Annotated in this window: 22 protein-coding genes; 14 read left to right on the top strand and 8 right to left on the bottom strand. The window is 64.5% G+C overall.

Features of this window, described 5'->3' with window-relative positions; translation table 11 throughout:
• Positions 1-25 precede the first annotated feature (25 nt).
• From CK219_RS01205 to CK219_RS01195, 3 genes are read left to right on the top strand one after another with little or no spacing between them, the layout of a single operon-like run.
• Positions 26-1,075: an ABC transporter permease gene (locus CK219_RS01205; RefSeq protein WP_245340362.1), complete on the top strand. Its 1,050-nt coding sequence runs from the start codon at positions 26-28 to the stop codon at positions 1,073-1,075.
• Positions 1,072-1,941 carry an ABC transporter permease gene (locus CK219_RS01200; protein WP_095764959.1) on the top strand — a complete coding sequence of 290 codons (870 nt, stop codon included), beginning with the start codon at positions 1,072-1,074 and terminating at the stop codon, positions 1,939-1,941. Before CK219_RS01205 ends, CK219_RS01200 begins: the two co-directional genes overlap by 4 nt.
• Entirely contained in the window at positions 1,938-3,560 is a 1,623-nt protein-coding gene (locus CK219_RS01195) for a dipeptide ABC transporter ATP-binding protein (RefSeq protein ID WP_095764958.1), read from the top strand. Before CK219_RS01200 ends, CK219_RS01195 begins: the two co-directional genes overlap by 4 nt.
• A 1-nt stretch (position 3,561) precedes the next feature.
• On the opposite strand, the gene CK219_RS01190 is transcribed toward CK219_RS01195, so the two are convergent.
• Positions 3,562-3,993 carry a TerB family tellurite resistance protein gene (locus CK219_RS01190; protein WP_095765555.1) on the bottom strand — a complete coding sequence of 144 codons (432 nt, stop codon included), beginning with the start codon at positions 3,991-3,993 and terminating at the stop codon, positions 3,562-3,564.
• Between the two features lie 110 nt (positions 3,994-4,103).
• On the opposite strand from CK219_RS01190, the gene CK219_RS01185 reads away from it, so the two are divergent.
• The 4 genes from CK219_RS01185 (at position 4,104) to CK219_RS01170 (ending at position 6,473) form a co-directional block, all read left to right on the top strand.
• Positions 4,104-4,889 carry a TSUP family transporter gene (locus tag CK219_RS01185; RefSeq protein ID WP_095764957.1) on the top strand — a complete coding sequence of 262 codons (786 nt, stop codon included), beginning with the start codon at positions 4,104-4,106 and terminating at the stop codon, positions 4,887-4,889.
• 53 nt (positions 4,890-4,942) lie between these two features.
• The gene (locus CK219_RS01180; protein WP_095764956.1) at positions 4,943-5,113 is read left to right on the top strand and encodes a hypothetical protein; all 171 of its coding nucleotides are present in this window, start codon (positions 4,943-4,945) and stop codon (positions 5,111-5,113) included.
• 191 nt (positions 5,114-5,304) lie between these two features.
• Positions 5,305-5,973, top strand: coding sequence for an AraC family transcriptional regulator (locus tag CK219_RS01175; RefSeq protein WP_245340361.1), 669 nt, complete (start codon positions 5,305-5,307; stop codon positions 5,971-5,973).
• 83 nt (positions 5,974-6,056) lie between these two features.
• The gene (locus CK219_RS01170) at positions 6,057-6,473 is read left to right on the top strand and encodes a VOC family protein (RefSeq protein WP_095764955.1); all 417 of its coding nucleotides are present in this window, start codon (positions 6,057-6,059) and stop codon (positions 6,471-6,473) included.
• A gap of 3 nt (positions 6,474-6,476) precedes the next feature.
• On the opposite strand, the gene CK219_RS01165 is transcribed toward CK219_RS01170, so the two are convergent.
• Positions 6,477-7,952, bottom strand: a complete 1,476-nt coding sequence (locus CK219_RS01165; protein WP_095764954.1) for a cobyric acid synthase — start codon at positions 7,950-7,952, stop codon at positions 6,477-6,479.
• Entirely contained in the window at positions 7,952-8,557 is a 606-nt protein-coding gene (locus CK219_RS01160) for a dimethylsulfonioproprionate lyase family protein (protein ID WP_095764953.1), read from the bottom strand. Before CK219_RS01160 ends, CK219_RS01165 begins: the two co-directional genes overlap by 1 nt.
• 138 nt (positions 8,558-8,695) lie before the next feature.
• Between CK219_RS01160 and CK219_RS01155 the strand changes: the two genes are divergently transcribed.
• A complete protein-coding gene (locus CK219_RS01155) occupies positions 8,696-9,862 on the top strand; it encodes an isobutyryl-CoA dehydrogenase (RefSeq protein WP_095764952.1) in 1,167 nt (388 codons plus the stop codon).
• Between the two features lie 20 nt (positions 9,863-9,882).
• Positions 9,883-10,767, top strand: a complete 885-nt coding sequence (gene mmsB / locus CK219_RS01150; RefSeq protein ID WP_095764951.1) for a 3-hydroxyisobutyrate dehydrogenase — start codon at positions 9,883-9,885, stop codon at positions 10,765-10,767.
• A gap of 426 nt (positions 10,768-11,193) precedes the next feature.
• Here mmsB and CK219_RS01140 read toward each other — a convergent pair whose 3' ends face one another.
• The 4 genes from CK219_RS01140 to CK219_RS01125 all read right to left on the bottom strand — a co-directional run bounded on the left by CK219_RS01140 (position 11,194) and on the right by CK219_RS01125 (position 16,094).
• Positions 11,194-12,573, bottom strand: a complete 1,380-nt coding sequence (locus CK219_RS01140) for an aspartate aminotransferase family protein (RefSeq protein WP_095764949.1) — start codon at positions 12,571-12,573, stop codon at positions 11,194-11,196.
• Between the two features lie 51 nt (positions 12,574-12,624).
• Positions 12,625-12,747, bottom strand: a complete 123-nt coding sequence (locus tag CK219_RS01135; protein ID WP_040969798.1) for a hypothetical protein — start codon at positions 12,745-12,747, stop codon at positions 12,625-12,627.
• Positions 12,748-12,790: 43 nt separating this feature from the next.
• Complete coding sequence (locus tag CK219_RS01130; protein ID WP_095765554.1) at positions 12,791-14,851, bottom strand: prolyl oligopeptidase family protein; 2,061 nt, start codon at positions 14,849-14,851, stop codon at positions 12,791-12,793.
• Positions 14,852-14,933: 82 nt separating this feature from the next.
• Positions 14,934-16,094 (bottom strand): MFS transporter, encoded by a 1,161-nt coding sequence (locus CK219_RS01125; protein WP_095764948.1) that lies wholly within the window; start codon positions 16,092-16,094, stop codon positions 14,934-14,936.
• 311 nt (positions 16,095-16,405) lie between these two features.
• Here CK219_RS01125 and CK219_RS01120 point away from each other — a divergent pair, with 311 nt between their 5' ends.
• The 5 genes from CK219_RS01120 (at position 16,406) to CK219_RS01100 (ending at position 24,365) form a co-directional block, all read left to right on the top strand.
• Positions 16,406-17,983 (top strand): trimethylamine methyltransferase family protein, encoded by a 1,578-nt coding sequence (locus tag CK219_RS01120; RefSeq protein ID WP_095764947.1) that lies wholly within the window; start codon positions 16,406-16,408, stop codon positions 17,981-17,983.
• A 387-nt stretch (positions 17,984-18,370) separates the two neighbouring features.
• On the top strand, positions 18,371-18,832 hold the full coding sequence (locus tag CK219_RS01115; RefSeq protein ID WP_245340384.1) for a DUF559 domain-containing protein: 462 nt from the start codon (positions 18,371-18,373) through the stop codon (positions 18,830-18,832).
• Positions 18,829-21,411 (top strand): FAD-dependent oxidoreductase, encoded by a 2,583-nt coding sequence (locus tag CK219_RS01110; RefSeq protein WP_095764945.1) that lies wholly within the window; start codon positions 18,829-18,831, stop codon positions 21,409-21,411. The genes CK219_RS01115 and CK219_RS01110 overlap by 4 nt, the downstream gene beginning before the upstream one ends.
• Positions 21,412-21,601: 190 nt before the next feature.
• Positions 21,602-23,008 (top strand): glycosyltransferase family 39 protein, encoded by a 1,407-nt coding sequence (locus tag CK219_RS01105; RefSeq protein ID WP_095764944.1) that lies wholly within the window; start codon positions 21,602-21,604, stop codon positions 23,006-23,008.
• A gap of 16 nt (positions 23,009-23,024) precedes the next feature.
• Entirely contained in the window at positions 23,025-24,365 is a 1,341-nt protein-coding gene (locus CK219_RS01100) for a Xaa-Pro peptidase family protein (protein WP_095764943.1), read from the top strand.
• Here the strand turns inward: CK219_RS01100 and CK219_RS01095 are convergent.
• Entirely contained in the window at positions 24,333-25,169 is an 837-nt protein-coding gene (locus tag CK219_RS01095) for a PhnD/SsuA/transferrin family substrate-binding protein (RefSeq protein ID WP_095764942.1), read from the bottom strand. The genes CK219_RS01100 and CK219_RS01095 overlap by 33 nt on opposite strands.
• Positions 25,170-25,215: the final 46 nt, after the last annotated feature.

Raw genomic sequence — 25,215 nt, 5'->3', positions numbered from 1 at the left:
CGGCGCGATCGCCCGATCGCCTCCCATGACCGCCTATCTCCTGAAACGCATCATCATCGCCGCCCTCACCCTGGTGCTGGCCTCGATCGTGGTGTTCGCGGTCATGGAGATCCTGCCCGGCGACCCGGCGCGCCTGATGCTGGGCCTCAATGCCAGCGCCGATCAGGTCGAGGTGCTGCGCAACCAGATGGGGCTGAACGCGCCGCTGGTGCTGCGCTATCTCCACTGGGCGGGAGGCTTGCTCAGCCTCGATTTCGGCCGCTCATACACCTATTCAGTGCCCGTCATCGACCTGGTGCGCGAACGCATCGTCGTCTCCCTGCCGCTGGCGCTGATCGCGCTGGCGCTCTCGACCATCATCGCCATTCCGATCGGCGTGTTCTCCGCCAGCCGCCAGGGCCGCGCGGGCGACACGCTCGTCATGGGCGCGGCCCAGCTCGGCGTCGCGGTGCCGAATTTCTGGTTCGCGCTGATGCTGATCTACCTGTTTGCCGTCTGGCTCCGGCTGGTGCCGGCCGGCGGTTTCCCAGGCTGGAGCGCCGGCATCTGGACGGCGCTGAAATCCCTGCTGTTGCCCGCCGTCGCACTCGCGCTGCCGCAGGCGGCGATTCTCGGACGCGTCGCCCGCTCGGCGCTGATCGAAGTGCTCAACGAGGACTATATCCGCACCGCGCGCGCCAAGGGCCTGCCCTACCGCGCCGTGCTCTGGCGCCACGCGCTGCGCAACGCCATGATCCCGGTGCTCACCATCCTCGGCCTGCAATTCGCCTTCCTGCTTGCCGGCACCATCATCATCGAGAATGTCTTCTACCTGCCAGGCCTCGGCCGGTTGATCTTCCAGGCGATCACCCAGCGCGACCTGATCGTGGTCGAGGGCATCGTCATGCTGCTGGTCGCCGCCGTGATCCTCATCAACCTCCTCGTCGATTTCTCCTACGCCATCGTCGACCCACGCCTAAGAGCAATTCCAGGAAAAGTGCGTAGCGGTTTTCCGTCCGGAATTGCGCCAAAACAAATACTGAGAGCGGTTCAGCGATTCCGCGAAACGCGGAACCGCTCGAGAGGCCGGCAATGACCCTGCGCGTCGACCTGCCCGAAGAAACGCTTGCCGGCGTGCTGGCCAAGGCCTTCGGCAACCGCTCCTTCCTGATCGGCTTGATCATCACGCTGCTGGTTGTGGCCGTCGCGCTCCTCTCCTTTGTCTGGACGCCTTACGACGTCACCAGGCTGGTGATCGCCGACAAGACGCAGGCGCCCTCCTGGGCGCACTGGTTCGGCACCGACCATTTCGGCCGCGACATCCTGTCGATGATCATGGTCGGTGCCCGCAATTCGATCGCCGTGGCGCTGGTCGCGGTCGGCATCGGCATGGGCATCGGCGTGCCGCTAGGCGCCGTCGCCGCGGCGCGCGGCGGGATAGTCGACGAGGCGCTGATGCGCCTCAACGACCTGGTCTTTGCCTTTCCGGCGCTGCTTTCGGCAATCATGATCACCGCGATCTTCGGCCCGGGCGCCGTCAACGCCATCATCGCCATCGGCATCTTCAATATCCCTGTCTTCGCGCGTGTCGCCCGCGCGGGCGCGCTGGCCATCTGGCCCCGCGAATTCATCCTTGCCGCGCGCGCCGCCGGCAAGGGCATGACACAGATCACCGTCGAGCACATCCTGCCCAACATCGCGACGCTGCTGCTGGTCCAGGGCACGATCCAGTTCGCGCTGGGCATCCTCGCCGAAGCCGGGCTTTCCTATGTCGGCCTCGGCGCCCAGCCGCCTATGCCGAGCTGGGGCCGCATGCTGTTTGACGCGCAGACGCGCATGGTGACCGCGCCCTGGATGGCGATCTTCCCCGGCATGGCGATCGTCATCACCGTGCTTGGGTTGAACCTGCTCGGCGACGGCATTGCCGACATCCTCGATCCGAAATCGCGGCGGCGCCGATGAACCTGCTCGAGATCGAAAACCTGTCGCTTTCGATCGGCGATACGCCGATCCTGAAAGGCGTCGAGCTGACAATCGCACCGGGCGAGGTCGTCGGCCTCGTCGGCGAATCCGGCTCCGGCAAGTCGATGACGGCGCTGACAATCATGCGGCTGCTGCCGCATCTGGCCCGCGCCGAGGGCCGCGTCGCCTTCGACGGCATCGACATCCTCGGCGCGAGCGAGGACCAGATGTGCGCCTTGCGCGGCGACGATATCGGCATGGTCTTCCAGGAGCCGATGACGGCGCTCAACCCGGTCAAGACGATCGGCGAACAGGTCGCCGAAGGCATCCGCTGGCACACCAAAGCGAGCCGCGCCGAGGCCGAGGAGCGCGCGCGAAAAATCCTCGACCGCGTCGGCCTGCCCGAGGCCAAATTCCCGCTGTCGCGCTACCCGCACGAACTGTCCGGCGGCCAGCGCCAGCGCGTCGTCATCGCGATCGCCTGCGCGCTGAAACCGAAGCTGCTGATCGCCGACGAGCCGACGACGGCGCTCGACGTGGTGCTGCAGGCGCAGATTCTTGATCTTTTGCGCGACCTGGTCAGCGAGAACCGCATGGGGTTGCTGCTCATCTCGCACGACCTCGCCGTGGTGACCGAGATGGCCGATCGCCTGATCATCCTGCGCAACGGCGAAGTGATGGAAGCCGGCGACACCGCCCGGACCTTGTCGGAGCAACAGCATCCCTACACGCGCGAGCTGGCGCTGGCCTCCACGCACGTGCCGGCGCGCCCGAAACCGCACCTTGCCGGATCGGCAAAACCCTTGCTCGAAGTCGAAGGCGTCGGCCGGGACTATCCGGGACGGCGCAAATCGCTGTTCCGGCCGGCGCAACCGATCCGTGCCGTCGACGATGTCTCGCTCACCATCGAGCCCGCGCAATCGGTGGCGCTCGTCGGCCGCTCGGGCTGCGGCAAGTCTACGCTTGCCCGCATGATCCTCGCCTTGGACAAGCCGACGGCGGGCACGATCCGCTTTCGCGGCGAGCCCATCACCGGCAAGCCGGAGTCGACACTGAAGCCGGCCCGGCGCGATATGCAGGTCGTGTTCCAGGATCCTTACGGCTCTTTCGACCCACGCCAGAAGGTCGAGAAGCTGGTGGCCGAGCCGCTGCATCTTCTGGAAAAGCCGCCGGCAAAGGCCGAGCGCCGCGAGATGGTCGCGCATGCGCTGCAGGAAGTCGGCCTTAGCCAGCGCGACATGGACAAATACCCGCATGAATTCTCCGGCGGCCAACGCCAGCGCCTGTCGATCGCCCGCGCCATCATCACCCGTCCGAAGCTGGTGGTGGCCGACGAGCCGGTATCGGCGCTGGACGTCTCGATCCGCGCCCAGATTCTCGACCTTTTCGCCGAGCTCAACCAGAAGCTCGGCATCGCCTATCTCTTCATCACCCATGACCTGACGGTCGCCCGCGCCATGGCGGACGAGGTGCTGGTCATGCATGAAGGCAAGATCGTCGAACGCGGCCGGGCGGCCGAGGTGCTCGACCATCCGCGCTCAGAGGCGGCGCAGGCGCTGGTCGCAGCGGCACCCGACCTTCACCGCGCTATCGCGCGCAAAATGCAGGAACAGGGGTAGTTCAGCTCTCCGGCTTCACCAAATCGACGGGGCTGATGTCGAGCAGGTCGAGCGTGCGGCGCAGCAGCTTCACCTCGCTCTCCGCCAGCTTGGAATCGGCCTTGGCGATCTCGGCCATGTGGCGCGCAAGCAGCTTTCGGCGCTCGACATCGAGGTCGCGGAACAGTGCAATCGCCTGCGAGCCGTTGGTCTCGTAGCCATAATCGTTGAGATATTCGATGACACTGTCGATGCTGGCCTCCGGAATGCCGAAGGCTTCCTTGCAGATATGCCGGAAGACGACCATCTCGCTCTCCGAGACCGAGCCGTCGGCCAGGATCATGCGGAACAGCATCAGCAATTCCGCCGACAGCACAGGGTCGTCCGCCACCTTGCGCACACCCGGGTCACCGTCGAAGATCGAACGTATCTGGTCGAGCAGCGCCATCGCCACCAAGCTCCCTTTGCGAGTCTGATCTGATTGTTAGCTTGGAATCGCTCTTGCGCAAACGGGGCGAGCGTGATGGAAGCTGCGGCTCCCTCTCTCGCCTCACTCCCAGCCCGATGATCGACCTTACCCTGCAGTCCGTCTTCATACTCACTGCCGCCGCTTTTGCGGCGGGTTTTGTCGACTCGATCGCCGGCGGCGGCGGGCTGATCACCATCCCGGCGCTGCTGCTTGCCGGCTTTTCGCCGGTCGCAGCCCTTGGCACCAACAAATTGCAGGGCATGTTCGGGTCCGGCTCGGCTACCATCCATTACGCCGCCAAGGGTCAGGTCGACCTGCGCCGCCAGCTGGCGTCCGCCGCGCTGGCGCTTGCCGGCGGCGCGGTCGGGGCGCTTTTGGCGACCGTCGTGCCGGGCGATTTCCTGCGTGCCCTGCTGCCGCTGCTGCTGATCGCCATCGCGCTCTATTTCGCACTGAAGCCGAACATGGGCGACGTCGACCGCGCGGAGCGGCTGTCGCCCTTCCTGTTCGGACTGAGCGTCCCGCCGCTGATCGGCTTCTATGACGGGCTCTTCGGTCCGGGCGCCGGTTCCTTCTACATGCTCGCCTTCGTCACCCTTGCCGGCTACGGCGTGCTCAAGGCGACGGCGCACACCAAGCTGCTCAATTTCGCGTCCAACATCGGCGGCTTCGTCGTTTTCGCCGCCGTCGGAGTCATCGACTGGAAGATCGGCCTGATGATGGGCGTGGCGCAGTTCATCGGCGCCCGTGTCGGCGCAAGCCTGGCTATCCGCACCGGCGCGAAGCTGATCAAGCCGCTGCTGGTGGTCGTGTGCGTGGCGCTCGCGATCAAGCTCTTGGCCGACCCCGCCAATCCCTTACGCCAACTGTTTGGTGTGTGAGGCCTCCTGCTGGTAGAGTTCTAGTGTTGCGAATCATGTTGGAGGGACCAGACATGAATCTCAGTGCGCCCACCCAGATCGTGTTCATTATTTCGTTGGTTATCGCCGTCATCGGCCTTCTCGCCGCGCTTGGCGTTCTTGCATTCATTCCGCTTGCGTCCGTTTGGATCATGCTTATCGCCTACATCGTGCTCGCCGCCGGCTGTTTGATGCGCGGCACCTGAGCACAGCATTCTCAGGCAACTCGGAGCGCCCGGCCCTGCCGGGCGCTTTTGATTTTCGAAGGGGTGTTCTGCTAGGGCTCGGATCATGTCCGACGAGCCAGAGCGCCATCGCCAGGATAATCGCTCTCCCGCCCTCCATTTCGAGATGGTGCGGCGCAAGCCCGCCGCCTCGCTTGCGGGCGTCGTCACGGATGACCGTGCCGCTGGTGATCAGCTTCGCCGAAGCCTTCGCCATCGGGCTCGGCCACAGCCCGGGTGACAACGATCGCTACGCCAGCTTCGCCGCCGGCCTCTATGCCGGGCCGGTCATGATCGAATCCTTTGGCGGCGCCTGCTGCGTTCAGGTCAATTTCACCCCGCTTGGCGCCAGGCAGTTCTTCGGCCTGCCGATGAGCGAGTTGCGCGATCGCATGGTCGGGTTGGACGATGCGCTGGGCTTTGACGGCATCGCATTGCGCGAACGGCTCGGCGAGGCATCGGATTGGAACGCGCGCTTCGACATTGCCGAGGGATTCATTACCAGCCGCCTTGTCGAGGCGAATGCGCTTTCACCGGAAATCGCCTGGGCCTACAGGGCGGTCATTGCGTCAGGCGGCCGCACCCGCATTTCGACGCTCGCCGGCGAGATCGGCTGGAGCCGCAAGCATCTGGCGGCGAGATTCACCGACGCGATCGGCATCGGCCCGAAGACATTGTCGCGCATCGTACGCTTCAATCGCGCGCTGTCCCTGTCGAAGCGGCAGGACGATGACTGGGCCGGCATCGCCGCCGATTGCGGCTACGCCGACCAGGCGCATCTGGTGCGCGAGTTCCGTCAGTTGGCCGGCGAAACGCCGACCGGTCTCGCGGCGTCGATGTAGGCCTGACCCAGGTAACATTTCTTCAAGACGCCGAGACCGCCTTTGCACAGACTGGCATTCATCAACCGACCAGGGAGATTGTCATGCCGACAGCAAACGAAGCACCCCGTCTATACCCGGCTCTGCGCTACAGGAACGCCGCCAAGATGATCGACTGGCTCAGCGAGGCCTTCGGCTTCGAACTGCGCGCCCGCTATGGCGAGGGCGACATTGTCCACCATGCCGAGCTCACCTTCGGGTCCTCAATGATCATGCTGGGTACGGCGCGCGACGACGATTACGGCAAGATGGTCGGCGAGCCCGGCGGCGGCGGCAAGTCGATCTACATCGCCGTCGATGACGCCGACGCCGCCTATGCGCGTGCCAAGAAGGCCGGCGCGAAAATCATCCAGGAACTGGTCGACCGCGACTATGGCAGCCGCGAGTTCATCTGCCTCGACCTGGAAGGCAATGTCTGGTCCTTCGGCACCTATTGGCCGAAGGTGGAGGAGAAGGCGTGAACCTCAGCGCGCGATGGCAAAAATCGCGTCGCAGTCGAGATGCCTCTCCAGCTCGGCCGCGACCTCGTCCAGCGCCTTCTCGACATCCGCGCGATAGTCGATACCGGCTCCCCTGACGCCAAGGCCCTCCAGGTATGCGGCGCGAAAAGCGTCGGCGGAAAACAGTCCGTGCAGATAGGTGCCAATCACCTTGCCGTCCGCGGAGACCGCGCCGTCCTCGACGCCGTTGAGGATCGTCGAGGGCCGCGCCGTGTCCGGGCCGGTGGTGCGGCCGAGATGGATCTCGTAGCCTTCGAGCGGCAGGCCGAACTGCACTGACTGCGCGCTTGAATTGCGCACAGTCTTCTCAGGCTCCATCACCGTTTCGATGTTGAGCAAGCCAAGACCTTCGGCCTCAGTGACGCTGCCTTCGATGCCGTCGGGATCGCGCACCATGCGGCCGAGCATCTGATAGCCGCCGCAGATGCCGACGACATGGCCGCCGCGCTTGCGATGGGCGAGGAGATCGCGATCCCAGCCGTTCTCGCGGAATTTCAGGAGATCGCCGATCGTCGATTTGGAGCCGGGGATGACCACCAACCCGGCATCTTCCGGCAGCTTCTTGCCCGGCGGCACGAACACCACCTCGACCTGCGGCTCGGCTTTCAGCGGATCGAGATCGTCGAAATTGGCGATGCGCGCCAGCATCGGCACCGCCACCTTCAGCGCCCGCTTCTCGCCGGAAGCGAGGCGTTCGAGCACCACCGAATCCTCGGACGGCAGCCGCCCGGCCGCCTTCAGCCACGGCACGACGCCGAAGCAGCGCCAGCCGGTGAATTTTTCGATCGCGCTGATCCCGTCGTCGAACAACGAGACATCGCCGCGGAACTTATTGATGAGATAGCCGGCGATCATGCGCCGGTCTTCCTCCGGCAGGATCAGATGCGTGCCGGCCACGGACGCAATCACGCCGCCGCGGTCGATGTCGCCGACCAAGATCACCGGCACATTGGCGCGCGTGGCAAAGCCCATATTGGCGATGTCGCGGCTTCTGAGATTGATCTCGGCGGGCGAGCCCGCGCCCTCGACGACGACCAGGTCCGCGCCCGCGCCGACCTTCGCCCAGGAATCCAGCACAGCGTCCATCAGTCCGGCTTTCATCGCCTGGTAGTCGCGCGCCCGCGCCTCGCCAAAAACCTTGCCCTGAACCACCACCTGCGAGCCGCTATCGCTCTGCGGCTTGAGCAGCACCGGGTTCATGTGCACGGTCGGCCTCACCCCGCAGGCCAGCGCCTGCAGCCATTGCCCGCGGCCGATCTCGCCTTCGCCGGTTGTGGCGTCGCCCGGGATGTCGGCAACGGCGGCATTGTTCGACATGTTCTGCGGCTTGAATGGCCTGACCTTCAGCCCGCGATTCTTCGCAGCACGGCAAAGCCCCGCCACCAGCACGGTCTTGCCGACATCCGAGCCGGTGCCCTGCAGCATGATCGCTTTCGCCATCAGCCCCTGCCCCCTGAGCCAATGGTCGATTTCTGTGCCAGCGGCCCGCCGCGCCAGAGATAGAACGCCATCAGCGGTTCCTTGCCCGTGCGCATGGCATGGCTGACATTGGAAGCATGGTGAATGACCTCGCCGGCGTCGCGCGTATGAAAGTTCTCCTCGCCCATCCGCCACTCCGTGCCGCCGGTCAGCGGGATATAGATCTCCTCGGCGAGGTGATGATGGTCGGGATAGACGATGTCAGGCCCGAGGATCAGCAGGCCAGCCGCGACCTCGTCATTGACGAAATGCCCGCGCGTGCCGAACACTTCCAGCCAGCCGTAATTGTCGACAAAACTCTGCCCGAAATCGGCGGCGCTGTAGGTCTGCCCCCAGCGCAACTCGTCCCGATGGTCGGCAACAAATCGCGTCAATGGCCTGGCGTCGGCCGGAACCAACTCGGCGATGCGATCGAGATGGCTAAGGCAGCCAAGCGCACGCGGCTCGAGAGAACGCGCAGGCATGTCCCAGCCGATGCGCGCGACTTCATCCGTCACCAGATCGTTGTCGGCGCCGGCGAGATAGGCGCGGAATCGCTCCAGCAACTCATCGAAAATTGTCGGCACGCAAGAACTCCGTTCGTCATTCCATGCACAGCCGGTTCTCAACGGCCCGGGTTGCGCGGCGGCATCATTGGTCTAGATTGAACGGCGCGCAAAGCCAAAAACGACAGGCCAGAAGGCCTGAACGACAGGGAGCACGCCATGGACGCGGCAGTCGATGCGGGCACTGGCCAATTCGAGCTCAACGAGGAACAGCGCGCCATCCAGGAGATGGCCCGAGCCTTCGCGGCGGACCGCGTCGCGCCCAATGCACTCGACTGGGACAAGGCAAAGCACTTCCCCGCCGATGTGATCCGCGAGACCGGGCCGCTCGGCCTCGGCGGCATCTATGTGCGCGACGATGTCGGCGGCTCGGCGCTGGGGCGGCTGGATGCCGTGCTGATCTTCGAGGCGCTTGCCCACGCCGATCCGGCATTCTCCTCTTTCATTTCCATCCACAACATGGCGGCCTCGATGATCGACCGCTTCGGCAGCGACGAGCAGCGCCAGCGCTTCCTGCCGAAACTGACCTCTATGGAGTGGCTGGCGAGCTATTGCCTGACCGAGCCCGGTTCGGGCTCGGATGCCGCCGCGCTGAAGACGCGCGCGGTCAGGAGTGGCGGCGACTACGTGCTCAACGGCGCCAAGCAGTTCATCTCCGGCGCCGGCGACAGCGACCTCTATGTCGTGATGGCGCGCACCGGTGGCGATGGCCCGAAAGGCATTTCGACCTTCGTCGTGCCCAAGGATGCGGCCGGCCTTTCGTTCGGCGCCAACGAGCACAAGATGGGCTGGCACATGCAGTCGACCCGCCAGGTCATCTTCGAGGATTGCAAGGTGCCGGCCGACAACCTGCTCGCCGCGGAAGGCGCCGGCTTCGGCATCGCCATGGCCGGCCTCGACGGCGGCCGGCTCAACATCGCCGCCTGTTCGCTTGGCGGCGCGCAGTCGGCGCTCGACAAGGCGCTAGCCTATACCGCCGAGCGCGAGGCCTTCGGCTCCAAGATCAACCAGTTCCAAGCGCTGCAGTTCAGGCTGGCCGACATGGAGACGGAACTGCAGGCGGCCCGCATCTTCCTCTACGCCGCCGCTTCCAAGCTCGACCGCAAGGCGCCCGACGCCGGCAAATGGTCGGCGATGGCCAAGCGCTTCGTCACCGATATCGGTTTCGACATCGCCAACCAGGCGCTGCAGCTGCACGGCGGCTATGGCTATCTGCACGACTACGGCATCGAGAAGCTCGTGCGGGATCTCCGCGTCCACCAGATCCTCGAAGGCACCAACGAGATCATGCGCGTCATCATCGCGCGCTCGTTGATTGGGCGCTGACGCAAAATCGGGAGAAAACGATGGCAACCATCGCCTTCATCGGCCTCGGTAATATGGGCAATCCCATGGCCGCCAACCTCGTAAAGGCGGGTCATACGGTGCTGGGCTTCGACCTCGTGCCCGAGAACCTAGCCACTGCCAAGGAACACGGCGTCACCGTCATGGCGAACGCCGTCGCGGCGGTGAAGGACGCTGACGTCGTCATCACCATGCTGCCGGCCGGCAAGCATGTGCTGTCGGTTTATGAGGACATCGCGCCCAAGGCCAGGAAAGGCGGGCTGTTCATCGATTCCTCGACCATCGATGTCGAATCGGCGCGCAAGGCGCATGCCATTGCCGCGAAGCATGGTCATCCGTCGATCGACGCACCCGTCTCCGGCGGCACGGGCGGCGCCGCTGCCGGCACACTCACCTTCATGGCCGGTGGCTCGGATCAGGCGTTTGCCGCCGCCGAGCCGATCCTGAAGCCGATGGCCGGGCGCGTCGTTCATTGCGGCGGCGACGGCGCAGGCCAGGCGGCCAAGATCTGCAACAACATGATTCTAGGCATCTCGATGATCGGCGTCGCCGAAGCCTTCGTGCTGGCCGAAAAGCTCGGCCTGTCGCACCAGGCGCTGTACGATGTCGCCTCGACCTCGTCGGGCCAATGCTGGTCGCTCACCACCTATTGCCCGGTGCCCGGCCCTGTTCCGGCCTCGCCGGCCAACCGCGACTACAAGCCCGGCTTTGCCGCTGCGCTCATGCTGAAGGACCTGAAATTGTCGCAGGAAGCCGCGCAGAACGCAGGCGCCGCGACTCCGCTCGGCGCCGAAGCCACGCAGCTCTATGCCTTGTTCAATGCGCAAGGCCACGCCGGCGCCGATTTTTCCGGCATTATTAATTTCCTGCGCGGAAATCCGGCGTAAGTCTCTGCTTTTGAAGGGTTATTTCTAAGATTTTCCGGTGCGAAGCCGGCAAATTTAGATTTGCTTAAGGTCTTGCTAACGCACCGGTAACGATGTGCCTTTAAAACGGACTGCGAGGCGGACATCGCGTCTGCCCGGCGCTCCGGATCAGGTCTCGCGTACCGGAGCCCGTAAATTTCGCAAGTATTCTCGTAGCGAAATGCCATGTGTATCTGGCAAAGCCGCGTTCCCGCAGGGACGCGGTTTTTGCGTTTCGGAGACGCCCTCTACGAGCCTTTCAGGAATGGACCGGGCGCTTAGAGCAATTCCAGGAAAAGTGTAAGCGGTTTTCCGCCCGGAATTGCGTCAAAACAAGGAGATAGGGCATTTCGCTGTTTCCGTGAAACGGTGAAATGCTCTAGCCAGGAGCGCCCGGAGAATATCCGCTTAGCGCTTGCGCAAATCGGCGTCAGCGAGATCGAGCGCCCTGGCGATGCGTTCGCAAGCCATGTCGATCGTGTCGCGCGTCCAGATCAGCGGCGGCGAGAGAATCATAGTGTCGCCGGTGGCCCGCAGCATCATGCCCTGCGCGATCGCGTGGTCGCGCACGACGACCGCCGCACTTCCCGATGGCAAATAACGTTCCTTGGTCGCCTTGTCCTTGACGATCTCGATCGCGCCCATCAGGCCGATCGAGCGCACCTCGCCGACCAGCCTGTGCCTGGCGATCCGCTCCTGCAGCGCCTGCGCGAAATAGGGACCGGTGTCGTTCTTGACGCGCTCGACCAGGCCTTCCTTCTCGATGATCTCGAGGTTCTTGAGCGCCACCGCGCAAGCCACCGGATGACCGGAATAGGTGTAGCCATGGTAGAACTCGCCGCCTTTCTCGACCAGCGCCTTGGCGATGCGGTCGCCGACCAGCAGCGCCGAGAGCGGCTGGTAGCCCGAGGTCAGCGCCTTGGCGGTGGTGATGGTGTCGGGCTCGATCCCGAACGTCTGCGCCGCGAACCATTCGCCGGTGCGACCATAGCCGGTGATCACCTCGTCCAGCATCAAAAGCACATCGTATTTGCGGCAGATGCGCTCCACTTCCGGCCAATAGCTCATCGGCGGGATCTTCACGCCGCCCGCGCCCATCACCGGCTCGCCGATGAAGGCGGCGACCTTGTCGGCGCCGGCTTCGAGGATCGCGTCCTCGACCGCCTTGGCCGCGCGGATGCCGAAATCATGGTCGCTTTCGCCGGGCAACGCGAGCTCATAGGCATAGGGCATCATCACATGGACGATGTTGGGCACCGCGCCGCCGAGTTGCTTGTGCATCGGCTCCATGCCGCCCAGCGACGTGCCGGCGACGGTCGAGCCGTGATAGGCCGACTTGCGCGAGATGACGCGGTTCTTCTCGGGCTTGCCTTCAAGCGCCCAATAGTGGCGCACGAGCCTGAGCGCCGTGTCGTTGGCCTCCGACCCGGACGAACCGTAGAAGACCTGGCTGACATGCGTCGGCGCCAGCTCCGCCAGCTTCTTCGACAACAGCACCGGCGTCGGCGTCGAGCATTTGAAGAAGGAGTTGTAGTAAGGCAGCTCCTTCATCTGCGCGTAGGCAGCCTCAGCCAGCTCATCGCGGCCATAGCCGACATTGACGCACCACAGGCCCGCCATGCCGTCGAGGATTTCGGTGCCGTCGGCATCGTAGATGAACGGGCCGTTGGCATGGGTGATGATGCGCGAGCCCGTCTCGCGCAGCTCCTTATGGTCGGTGAAGGGGTGCAGGTGATGCGCGGCATCGATCTGCTGAAGCTGCTTCAGCGAATAATTCTGATAGGTCATGGATTTGATCTTTCCTCTTGAATCAATCCGGCAGCGGCCGGGGCGGATTCGTCAGAGGAAACGGGGCGGCGAATAGCCGATGCGGGCGCACAGCCGCAACAGCTCGGCGCGCAGCGTGCGCGGTGACGGCGTCACCGCGACCCCGAAGGCGCCTGATGTGCTGAAGCGGATCATGGCAGCAGCTTATGCCGTCTGAGGCCTAGAATTCAAGCCATGCCTATGAGGCAGGCTTACCCAGCGCCCGTTGCAGGAAAACATAGCGCATCGCCGTCTGCGCCGCCTGCGGCCGACGGTCGCCGCGCCCGCCATGGCCGCCTTCGGTCTCCTCGAAGAACAGCGTCCTGCCGTGACCTGCCTCCTGCAGCCGCGCCGCCATCTTGCGCGCATGTCCGGGATGGACGCGGTCGTCGGCGGTGGACGTCATCAGGAGCACCGGCGGATAGGCGACATCGGCCGCGACATGGTGGTAGGGCGAATAGGCGCCGAGCCAGGCCGCCTCCTCCGGCTTCGACGGATCGCCATATTCGGCGATCCACGAGGCGCCGGGGGGCAGGTCGGTGTAGCGCAGCATATCGAGCAGCGGCACGTCGATGATGACGGCGCCGAACAATTCCGGCCGCTGGGTCAACGACGTGCCGGTGAGCAGGCCGCCATTGGAACCGCCCTGGATGCCAAGCTGCGCCGCCGTGGTGATGCCGCGCCGGACCACGTCCTCGGCCACGGCCGCGAAATCGTCGAAAGCGTTCTGGCGCTTGCCCTTCAGCGCCGCCTGATGCCAGGCCGGACCGAACTCGCCGCCGCCGCGGATATTGGCCTGGACATAGGTATTGCCCCTGTCCAGCCAGAGCCTGCCGCGAATGCCGGCATAGCCGGGCAGCAGCGGCACTTCAAAGCCCCCATAGCCGTATAGCAGCGTCGGCACCGGTCCTTTCTGGTCGCGCCGCCGCACCACGAAATACGGGATCATCGTGCCGGCCTTCGAGCGCGCCTCGAACTGCTCCGAGATATAAGGCGAGGCGTCGAAGCGGGCCGGCTGCGACTTCACCGTTTGAAGCGTCTCGCCATTGTCATCCGACCAGATGATCGAGCTCGGCGTCAGGAAATCGGTGAAGGAGAAGGAGACGCTCGACCCGAAATGCTCGACATGGCTGATGCCGACATTGCCGTTGTCGGGCAGCGCTATCCGCTTCAGCGACCAGCCTTCTGCGGCGCGGTCGCAGGCGATGATCTTGCCGCGCACATTGTCCATCAGGTTGATGAACAGCCGGTCCTGCGTCCTGGCGAGGCCGGCGATCGAAACGCGGTGCGCCGGCTCGAGCACGGTCTGGAACGGACCGAAGGCACCGTTCTCGATCCAGCCATCGAAATCGACCGAATAGAGCCCGTCGGGCAGGCAGCGCGTGCCGTCCGGCGCCGTCCAGGGGCTGCGCACGCCGAAGATCAGTTGGCCCTTGAAGACCACGGTGTCCGTGGCGTCGTCGGGCAGCGGGATGCGCCGGTTCTCGCCCGAAGCCAGCCGCAGGAAACTGTGCGAAGTGAAGAAGTCGAGCGTCTTGCCGAGCAGCACGTGCCGCTTGTCGCCGTCATATTCGACGCCGCCGCCGACCGCGAGATGTTGTTTCTCGCCTTCGAGGATCGGCGTGGCGTCCTCGAGCTTGGCGCCGCGCCGCCACAGCTTGATCACGCGCGGGTAGCCGGACTGCGTCTTGTCGTCTTCCTCGAAAGCGGCGGAGACGATCACGGTATTTTCGTCCAGCCAGGAAAAGCCCGACTTCGAAGCGGGCGCGCGAAACCCGTCCTCGACGAAGGATTTCGTCACGATGTCGAATTCGCGCATCTCACTGGCATCGCCGCCATCGGGCGACATGTAGAGCAGGCAGCGGTTGAAATCGGGATAGAGCCGGCTCGCCCCGCCGAACACCCACTTCACGCCTTCCTTCGCGGAAAGCTGATCGAAGTCGATGATCGTCTCCCAGTCGGGCTTGTCGGTCTTATAGGACGCGACCGTCGTGCGCCGCCAGAGACCCAGCGCATTGGTCTTGTCCTGCCAGAAATTATAGACATAGCCGGCAAGCGCAGCCCCGACTGGGATATTGTCCTCGGCCGTCATCAGGTCGAGCGCGATCTCGAAGGTCGCCTGGTAGGAAGGATCGCCCTGCAATTCGGCGACCGTCAGCGCATTCTGGCGATGAACCCACTCCAGCGCTTCCTTGCCGTTGCGATCCTCAAGCCAGAGGTAGGGATCGTCGGCGGTCAATTCGAGCTGGGTTTTGGTCATCGTGCTGGTCACAGGTCTCCATCCGGCGGCCCCGCCTACATCGCGTTCGCTGCCTTGATATTCAAGAGCCATTCGGGGCCGGTCATAAAACGCGCCGTCGAACAACTGTCGCCGCCGCCAGCGCCGCGCAGATGGCGCCAAGCGTGACCGGCAGGCCGGCGGCGCCAATGACATCCATGACGCCGCCAGTGAGCGGCGGCACGACGATGCCGCCAAAACCCCACATCAGCGAGAAGGCGGCATTGCCGGCAACCAGCGCCGACCCGGTGAAGCGCTCGCCGAGCTCGATGATCGACATCGTGTAGATGCCGTAGGAAACGGCGCCCCAGATAAAGACGCAAGCCCAGATCAGCGGCGTCTCGATCAGCGCCGGCAAAGCCACGCATCCAAGGACGGTCACCGCCACGCAGCCGAACCGCACCAGGCGCGCCGTCAGCCTTTCGGCGAGCAGGCCGAGCGGCACCTGCATGGCGATGTTGCCGGCGATCATCACGGAAAGCAGCGCCGACATGCGCGCTTCGGGAATGCCGTGATGCGTCCCATAGACCGGCAGCAGCGCCAGTATCGCCTGCTCGAACCCGGCCGCGACGATCACGGCCGACATAAGCAGCCAGGCCATTGGTATGAAGCCCAGCACCGAAACCTTGTTCTCGGTCTCGTCGACCTTCGGCAGCCTTTTCACCACCACGGCCAGGCAGCCGCCGCAGAAGAGGAAGGCAAGAATGCCGACAAGGAAAGGCGGCCAGCCTTCGGTGCCGACGCCGAGCAGGCAAAGCGGCCCGGCCGCGAAGCCCGCCGAGATGATGGTTGAATAGATGCCCATGACGCGGCCGCGCCGCGCCGGCGGCGCCAGAGCGATCACCCAGATTTCGCTCAAGACATAGAGCGGATTGGTCACCACGCCGATCAGGAAGCGCAGTGGGAACCACAGATAGACATTTTGCGTCCAGCCGATCAGCGCCAGTACCAGCGCCGAAAGCGCCGCGCAGGTCAGCGCGGTCCGCCCTGCCCCGAACTGGCGCGCCAATCCCGGGATCAGCGGCGAGGACAGGATGAAGCCGACCGGCGTCATCGCCGCCGACAGTCCGATCATCGCCGGCGAAATGCCTTGCCGCTGCAGGATGAAGCTGAGCAGCGGATAGGAAAGTCCTTGCGCTATGGCGAAGACGGAAACCGTCGCGATCACGCCGGTGATCGCGGCCCACTGCACCGTCTCGTCGCTTTCCGAGCCCGCCAGCGCCATCAATGCCGCTCCAATCGTTCGGAGCCTTAGCCGCTACCGGCGACAGCCGTAAGGGCCAACGGCGGCTAAAGCGCATGCTCCAGCCAGTCCCTGTCAGGAGCGCTGGCGCTGCCAGGATCAGCACAAGGTAGCGGCACCCAGCAACGTATCGAGCCCGACGATGACGGCAGGCAGCCGAGCGGCCGATCGCCTTCAGCCGCCTCCCCTTCCGTCATGTCGCTTCCCTCGCCCTAGTGGTCGCCGCCTCCTCACCGGCTGCATTGTTGCCAGTCCATTATGCCGGCCAAATTCGCATCCTCACGAGGCTTCTCATGACTGCCGCCCTTCATCCTGCCGAGCCGGCACTGGCAACCGATCGCGCCCGCCGTGGCGGCCGCGCGGGAAAGCGCGCCGGCGGTTCGGCCGCCTTCGAGCAGCCCGCCTTCCGGCAATTGAAGAACCCGCTGACGCCGACCAGGCTGGTGTCCGATGACGAATTGGAATCAATCCACCTCGCCTCACTGCGCGTGCTGAGGGAAATCGGCGTCGACGTTCTGCACGACGAGGCCCGCCGCATCATGAAGGCGCATGGCGCGGACGTGCGCGAAGGCTCGGAGCGCGTGCGCTTCGACAGCGACATGATCCTCGAGCTTGTCTCGCACTGCCCGTCGGAATTCACCCTGCATGCCCGCAACCCGGCGCATAATCTGCGCTTCGGCGGCAACAACGTCATCCTGTCGATGATGGCTTCGGCGCCGAACTGCTCCGACCTCGACCGCGGCCGCAGGCCCGGCAACCAGGCCGATTACCGCAACTTCCTGCGCCTTGCGCAGATGCACAACATCCTGCACTCCACCGGCGGCTATCCGGTCGAGCCGATCGATATCCATCCGTCGGTGCGGCACCTGGAATGCATTCGCGACCTGGCCATGCTGACCGACAAGGTCTTCCACATCTATTCACTCGGCAAGGAACGCAACGTCGACGGCATCGAGATCACTCGCATCGCGCGCGGCATCACCCGCGAGCAGCTGATGCAGGAACCGTCGGTCTTCACCATCATCAACACCAATTCGCCGCTCAAGCTCGACGTGCCGATGATGGAAGGCATCATCCAGATGTCGAGCATGGGCCAGGCCGTGATCGTCACGCCCTTCACGCTGTCCGGCGCCATGGCGCCCGTCACCGTCGCCGGCGCGCTGGTGCAGCAGAACGCCGAGGCGCTCTCGGGCATTGCCTTCGCGCAGATGGTCAAGAAAGGCGCGCCGGTCGGCTATGGCGGCTTCACCTCCAATGTCGACATGAAGTCCGGCGCGCCGGCCTTCGGCACGCCCGAATATATGAAGGCGCAGCTCGTCGGCGGCCAGCTCGCCCGTCGCTACAACATCCCCTACCGCACCTCCAACACTTGCGCCGCCAACACGGTCGACGCGCAGGCTGCCTATGAGAGCGTGTTCTCGCTCTGGGGCGCCATCCAGGGCGGCGGCAATCTGATGATGCACGGCGCCGGCTGGCTGGAAGGCGGCCTGCGCTGCTCCTATGAAAAGACCATCCTCGACATCGACCTTCTGCAGATGGTGGCCGAATTCCTCACCCCGCTCGACCTCTCCGAGGACGCGCTCGGCTTCGACGCCATCCAGTCGGTCGGCCCCGGCGGCCATTTCTTCGGCACCCAGCATACGCAGGAGCGCTACAAGACCGCCTTCTACTCGCCGATCGTCTCCGATTGGCGCAACTTCGAGACCTGGACCGAGGCGGGCTCGCCGACGGCGATGGAGCGGACCAACAAGGTCTGGAAGGAGCGCCTTGCCTCCTACGAGGAGCCCTATATGGATCCGGCCATCCGCGAGGAGCTCAACGACTTCGTCGAGAAACGCCGCGCCGAAGGCGGCGCGCCGACGGATTTCTGACCATCTGTGTTGAGGATGAATAGTCGACCCCCACTCCGTCGAGCTTCGCTCGACACCTCTCCCCCGATCGACGGGGGAGAGGAAAGGCGCGCGGCGATTCCAGCTGGCTCCCTTCCTCTCCCTCCGGAGGGGGGAGAGGTGGCGCCGCGAAGCGGCGACGGAGTGGGGGAAGGCGCTGTTCAAACGCGAAGCCGTCGCAAACAGGGCACGACCCAGCAAGCCGGAAATCAAACGGATTTGGTGCACAGTCGACCCCCACTCCGTCGAGCTTCGCTCGACACCTCTCCCCCGATCGACGGGGGAGAGGAAAGGCGCGAGGCGATTCCAGCTGGCTCCTTTCCTCTCCCTCCGGAGGGGGGAGAGGTGGCGCCGCGAAGCGGCGACGGAGTGGGGGAAGGCGCTGCTCAAACGCGAAGCCGTCGCAAACAAGGCACAACCAAGCGAGCCCGAAACCTGCGGCAAGCCGGCAATCAAGCGGAAGCCTTGCATTGGCTTGAACTGAAGTCACGCAAGCTCGGCGGCTATCGCTTTACGCGCCAGTTTTCCATCGGACCGTTCTTCGCCGACTTCGCTTGCCGCGAGCGTCGGCTCGTCGTCGAGGTCGATGGATCCCAACACGCCGACAGTTCATATGACCGCCGCCGCGACCACTTCATGCAGGCTCAGGGCTACTCGATCCTGCGCTTCTGGAACCATGACGTCCTGAAACATCGTGCTTCCGTCTGTGAAACCATCCTCGCCGCGCTCGACGGCAGGCTGGCCGAAAACATCGCGGCATCCGATCTCCGCTTTGTTTTCACACCTCGATCCCTCGATTCAGCATTTTCAAACACGGATCTATCTGCATGAAATCCCACGTAAAAGCGGTTGTCATCGGCGGCGGCGTCGTCGGCTGTTCGGTGCTCTATCACCTCGCCAAGGCCGGCTGGACCGACATCATGCTGATCGAGCGCTCGGAGCTGACCTCCGGCTCGTCCTGGCATGCGGCGGGCGGCTTCCACACGCTGAACGGCGACCCGAACGTCGCCAAGCTGCAGGCCTATACGGTCCAGCTCTATAAAGAGATCGAGGAACTCTCCGGCCAGTCCTGCTCGCTGCATCTGACCGGCGGCGTGATGATGGCCGATACGCCCGAGCGCATGGACTTCCTGCGGCTGGCTCATGCCAAGGGCCGCTATCTCGGCATGGATACCGAGCTGATCACGCCCTCGGAAGCCAAGGCGATGTTCCCGCTAATGGACGAGACGAACTTCGTCGGCGCCATGTGGGATCCGGTCGAAGGCCATCTCGACCCTTCGGGCACCACCATCGCCTATTCCAAGGCGGCGAAAAAGCTCGGCGCCGAGATCGTGCTGCGCAACCGCGTCGTCGACCTGACGCAGCAGCCGGACGGCACCTGGAACGTCGTCACCGAGCAGGGCACGGTCCATGCCGAGCACGTCGTCAATTGCGGCGGCCTGTGGGCGCGCGAGATCGGCCGCATGGTCGGCCTCGAGCTGCCGGTGCTGGCGATGGAGCATATGTATCTGCTCACCGAGCCGATGCCGGAGGTCGAGGAATTCAACAAGTCGACCGGCCGCGAGATGATCGGCGTGCTCGACTTCAAGGGCGAGATCTACACCCGCCAGGAGCGCAACGGCGTCCTGCTCGGCACCTACGAGAAGGCCTGCAAGCCGTGGTCGCCGGTCAACACGCCATGGGATTTCGGCCATGAGTTGCTGCAGCCCGACATCGACCGCATCGCTCCGTCGCTGGAAATCGGCTTCAAGCATTTCCCCGGCATCGAGAAGGCCGGCATCAAGCAGATCATCAATGGCCCCTTCACCTTCGCGCTCGATGGCAATCCGCTGGTCGGCCCGGTGCAGGGCCTGACCAATTTCTGGTGCGCCTGCGCCGTCATGGCCGGGTTCAGCCAGGGCGGCGGCGTCGGCCTGGCGCTGTCGAACTGGATGGTACATGGCGATCCGGGTTTCGACGTCTGGGGCATGGACGTCGCCCGCTTCGGCGAATGGGCGAGCCTGCGCTACACCAACGCCAAGGTGCGCGAGAACTATTCGCGGCGCTTCTCGATCCGCTTCCCGAACGAGGAGCTGCCGGCCGCCCGTCCCGCGCAGACCACGCCGCTTTACGACACCATGCTCGCCAACAACGCCGTCATGGGCGATTCGTGGGGCCTGGAAACGCCGCTCTGGTTCGCGCCGAAGGGCACCGAGCCGAAGGACATCGTCTCCTTCCACCGCTCCAACGATTTCGGCCCGATCGGCGAGGAAGTGCGCGCCACGCGCGATAGGGTCGGCGTCACCGAGATCGCCAACTTCGCCAAATACGAGGTGTCCGGTCCGGGCGCGGAAGATTTCCTCAACCGGCTGATGACCAACCGCATGCCGAAGGTCGGCCGTATCGTGCTGACCCCGATGGTCAACGAATTCGGCAAGCTGATCGGCGACTTCACCATCGCCAAGGCCGGCCCAAGGAATGGAGAAGACCGCTTCATGATCTGGGGCTCGTCCGCAGCGCAGAAATATCACATGCGCTGGTTCGAGAAGCACCTGCCGAAGGATGGCTCGGTGCGCATCCACCGCTTCGACCAGACGCTGGTCGGTCTCTCGATCGCCGGGCCGAAATCGCGCGACCTGCTGCAGAAGCTCGTCGATGTCGACGTCTCGACAAAGGTCTTCCGCTTCATGGACTTCCGCGAGATGGCCGTTGGCGGCGCGCCCTGCATGGTCAACCGCATCACCTACACCGGCGATCTCGGCTACGAGATCTGGATGGCGCCCGCCTATCAACGCCTCGTCTACAAGGCGATCAAGGAAGCCGGCGCGGAATTCGGCATCGTCGATTTCGGCATGCGTGCGCTGCTCTCCATGCGCCTGGAAAAGAATTTTCCGACCTGGTTCCGTGAATTGCGTCCGATCTACGGACCGTTCGAAGGCTCGATGGACCGCTTCATCAAGCTGGAGAAGAACGACTTCATCGGCCGCGAGGCGTCCGCCAAGGAGCATGCCGAAGGGCCGAAGCTGCGCCGGGTCTCCTTCATCGTCGACGCTGCCGATGCCGACGTGATGGGCGACGAGCCGATCTGGGCCAAGGTCGGCAAGGACTACGGCACGGTCGAGAAGCCGCATGGCTACGGCGCGCCGCGCTTCGACACATCAGGCAAGGAAGTGCGCGGCTCGAAGGCCGCCGAAGGCGCTTCGGCCGTGCGCGGCATCGTCGACGGCGAATGGCGCGTCGTCGGTTGGGTGACCTCGGGCGGCTACGCGCATTACGTGCAGAAGTCGATGGCGCAGGGCTATGTGCCGGCCGCCCTTGCCGAGGACGAAAGCGCCGGCCTGTTCGAGATCGAGATTCTCGGCCACCGCCGCCCCGCCCGCATCAATGTTGAGCCGCCTTTCGACCCGAGCGGCGAGAAGATGCGAACCTGAGGCCCCACGAATTGTTGGATTGCGTTGGTAGCTATGGCATGGTCCGAGCCCACTACCGGCGCATCAGCATGAGAAGACCGTCCCCTTGCGGCAACTAGAGAAATGGACCGATTGGCTCTGCGATGAACGGGTCGGTCCATTCAGCGCGGCGGTTGCGTCGGTCCTCCTCTACTGCCTGACCCAGATCGTCATGATGGCCCTGCTGTCCCATGTTGCAGGCACGGGCGTCGGTGTCGACGATGCAGAGCAATTGACGGAAATGCGATTCCTGGCCGCCGGCTACGGCAGCTCGCAGCCGCCTCTATACACCTGGCTGGCGACGCTTGCGGCCTCGCTGGTCGGAACCAGCGTCCTTGCCTTCAAGATCGTCAAATACGGCCTGCTGGCCGCGGGGCTGGTCGCCTATTTCACCGCTATACGCCGCCTCGGCTACTCGAGCCGCGCCGCGGCGGCCGGCATGTTCGGATTGCTGCTGTTTCCTCAGATCTTCTGGGAGATGCAGCACGCCCTCACCCACTCGGTCGCCATATTCTGTTTCACCTCGGTGCTGCTTCTGGCGCTGGTCGAGGTGGAGAAGCGGCGATCGGCCGTTGCCTATGCGTTTTTCGGCCTGGCGACGGCGGCCGCGATGCTGTCGAAATACAACATCGTCATCTTCCTTGCCGCCCTGTTCCTGGCATCTCTCTCGGTTCGCGAAACGCGTGAGGCGATCTTCGACCGCCGTTTCGCAATCAGCGTGGCGGTGGCGGTCCTTGCCTGCCTGCCGACGCTTTATTGGAGCCTGACACATCTGGAAGACCTGCTCGCGCACCAAGGGGGCCTAGGCGTCGCCGAAGGCGGCAGCGTTGCGAAAACGGCGCTTCTCGGCATCCGCAGACTGGTCAACGCGATCGTCAATTTCGCTGGACTGCCGGTCGTGATTTTTGCCGTCGCCTACGCCCTGGCGACAAGAAAACGGACGGATCCGCCTCAGCCGGTACGGTGGCCGGAAAAGCTGTTGTGGCGGGCGATCGTACTTGGTTTTGTGGTCATGGTCACAGTCGTGTTGGCGGCCGGCATCACCCAGTTTCGCGACCGCTGGATGCTACCGATCTTCATCCTCTTGCCCGCGGCGCTCGCCATGCGCTTCGACGCCATGGGCCAGAAAGGCCGAAAGACGCAAGCCACCATTGTCTTCGTCAGCGCTCTCCTTGCCATATTGGTGCTGCCGCTGAGCTGGTACATGCATCTGCACGGCGGCGACAGCCGCGGCAGCATCGTGCGCATGGATTACCGCTCGCTTTACGACCAGATCAACGCCGATGGACCGGTCAAGACCGTGGTCTCGAGCTGGTTCTGGGTCGGCAATCTGCGCCTGGTCGATGCCGACCTCATCGCGCTCGATGACGAGACGCCGGACTTCGCCAGGTCGATCCGCGAGCCGGCGGTGCTCGTGCTTACCGATGACAGGGAATCGTCCTCGGAGGTTTTCGAGGAGTTGGCGAAGGTCGGCTACGTGATGGACACCATCCACCGCACAATTGAAGTGCCGCAGGCACTCGGCTTTCCGCCCCGCAAGGTCACGATTACCAGACTGCGCAAGAAGCCCGCGCAGTAAGCTTCAGGTGGGACGAATGGACAAGCTAGGCTTCGGCCGCCATCGCAAGATCATGCCCTTCGAGCCAAGCTCGGTCGAAGCGCTGCGCGAGGCCTCGCGTGAAAAGGCGGCCTCGCTCAACCAGCATCTGCTGGGCTACGGCGCGACTACCGAAGCCGAGTGGGCGACGGCGGGCGTCGCCGCGCCGGACTTGGCCGAAATGCGCAGATACCGGCTGGACCGCATCCGCGCCGAGCTGAAACGCCGCGACTATGCCGGCGCCCTGCTCTACGACCCGGTCAACATCCGCTACGCGACGGACTCGACCAACATGCAGCTCTGGGTCGCGCACAATTCGACACGCCACTGTTTCGTCGCCGCGGAAGGGCCGGTGGTGCTGTTCGACTATTTCTCCTGCGAGCACCTGTCCGACCATTCGGGCGTCGTCGACGAGGTGCGCCCTGCGGTATCGTGGATATATCTCTACAGCGGCGAGCTCACCGAGCAGAAAGTCCGGCGCTGGGGTGCCGGTATCGCCGAGCTCGTTGCCGAGCATGGCGGCGGCAACCGCCGCATTGCCGTCGACCGCATCAATCCGGAAGGCGTTGAGGAACTCGCCCGCCGCGGCATCGCGATAGGCAATGGCGAGGCGGTGATGGAGAATGCGCGCCTCATCAAATCGCCGGACGAGATCCTCGCCATGCGCCGCGCCATCGTCGCCTGCGAGGCGGCGATTGGCGAGATGGAGACAGCGCTGAAGCCCGGCATCTCCGAAAACGAGCTCTGGGCGGAACTGCATCGCGGCAACATCGCGCGCGGCGGCGAATGGATCGAAACGCGGCTTTTGTCATCGGGACCGCGCACCAATCCCTGGTTCCAGGAATGCTCCTCGCGCGTCATCGAGGATGGCGACCTCGTCGCCTTCGACACGGACCTGATCGGACCCTACGGGTTCTGCGCCGATCTTTCGCGCACATGGCTTTGCGGCGACGGAAAGCCGTCGAACGAGCAGCACGACCTCTTCCGCATCGCCGCCGGTCAGATCGCTCATAACACCGAACTGATGCGGCCGGGCATCTCCTTTCGCGATCTCGTCGAGCGCTCGGCGGTGCCGCCGGACGACTGCTATCCGACGCGCTACGGCGTGCTCTATCATGGGGTCGGCCTGGCGGACGAATATCCGACGCTGCCGCATGCCGGCGACTGGACCGACGACACGCCGGACGGCGTGCTCGAACCCGGCATGGTGCTTTGCGTCGAAAGCTATATCGGCAGGCTTGGCGGGCGCGAAGGCGTCAAGATCGAGGAGCAGATCCTGATCACCGAAACCGGCAACGAGAAGCTTTCAGCCTACAAGCTGGACGAGCGGCTGCTCTGATCCGCCTTCGATAGCCGCGACGGCGTCGCGCATCGCGGCAACGATCTTTTCCGGCGTCGTTCGGGCGGTGATATAGGGCAGGCCCTTGCGCCGCGCCGTCCAGCCGACCACCTTCACGCCTCTCGCCGCCGGCTCGAAACGTTGCGCCAGCGCCCAGCTTTCGCAGTCGATGGCCGCGACGTCGGCCCTGCCTTCCGCGACGGCCACGATCGACGACCGGTGGCCGCCGCTTTCGCCGCGCGAGGCGAAGATGTCCAGGCTTTCGCCCATCGCCTCCAGGTCGCGCTGCAGGCCGATCAGCCCGGACATCGAATCCGGATTGTTGAAGGTGAAGCGCCTGCCACGGAGAAGGTCGATCGGGATGAGGGCCTTGCCGTCCACGGGCGAGGCAATCCCCGGTCCGCCATCCGCCGGCATCACCAGCGCGCTGGAATAGAGCTCTCCCTGCCCGCCCTCGAACGCATCGTAGCTCGGCTGCGCAATCACCTGCACATGCCGCGCAAGGCCGAGTTCCATCGGCCCCCAGCAGGTTTGCCCGAAGAGCAGCGCCGGGCTCAGCCAGAGCTGGTGAAAGTCCAACTCTTCCGGGGGCAGCGTCGCCGGGTCGGGCGCAATCGGCTTGCCGGCGCCGTCGAGTATCCCGCCGGGAACCCCTGGCAGCTCGCGATTGCTGCGCACGACCGCCTCCGGCGCATCGATGCCCCTTTGCCGGAAAGCGTCACGGAGCCGCGCCCATTGCGCGTCGACCTCGCCCCGCGCTTCGGACCAATCATACATAGGCAGGGCCGCAACGAACTTGCTCATGTCGAATAGCTTTCAAAAGCAAGCGGCCTTCGGCGCCTGCGTTCCG

The sequence above is a fragment of the Mesorhizobium sp. WSM4313 genome (assembly GCF_002294725.1).
GTDB lineage: Bacteria > Pseudomonadota > Alphaproteobacteria > Rhizobiales > Rhizobiaceae > Mesorhizobium.
The sequence above is the reverse complement of the archived record's forward strand: the minus strand, read 5'-3'. Positions and strand labels throughout refer to the sequence as shown.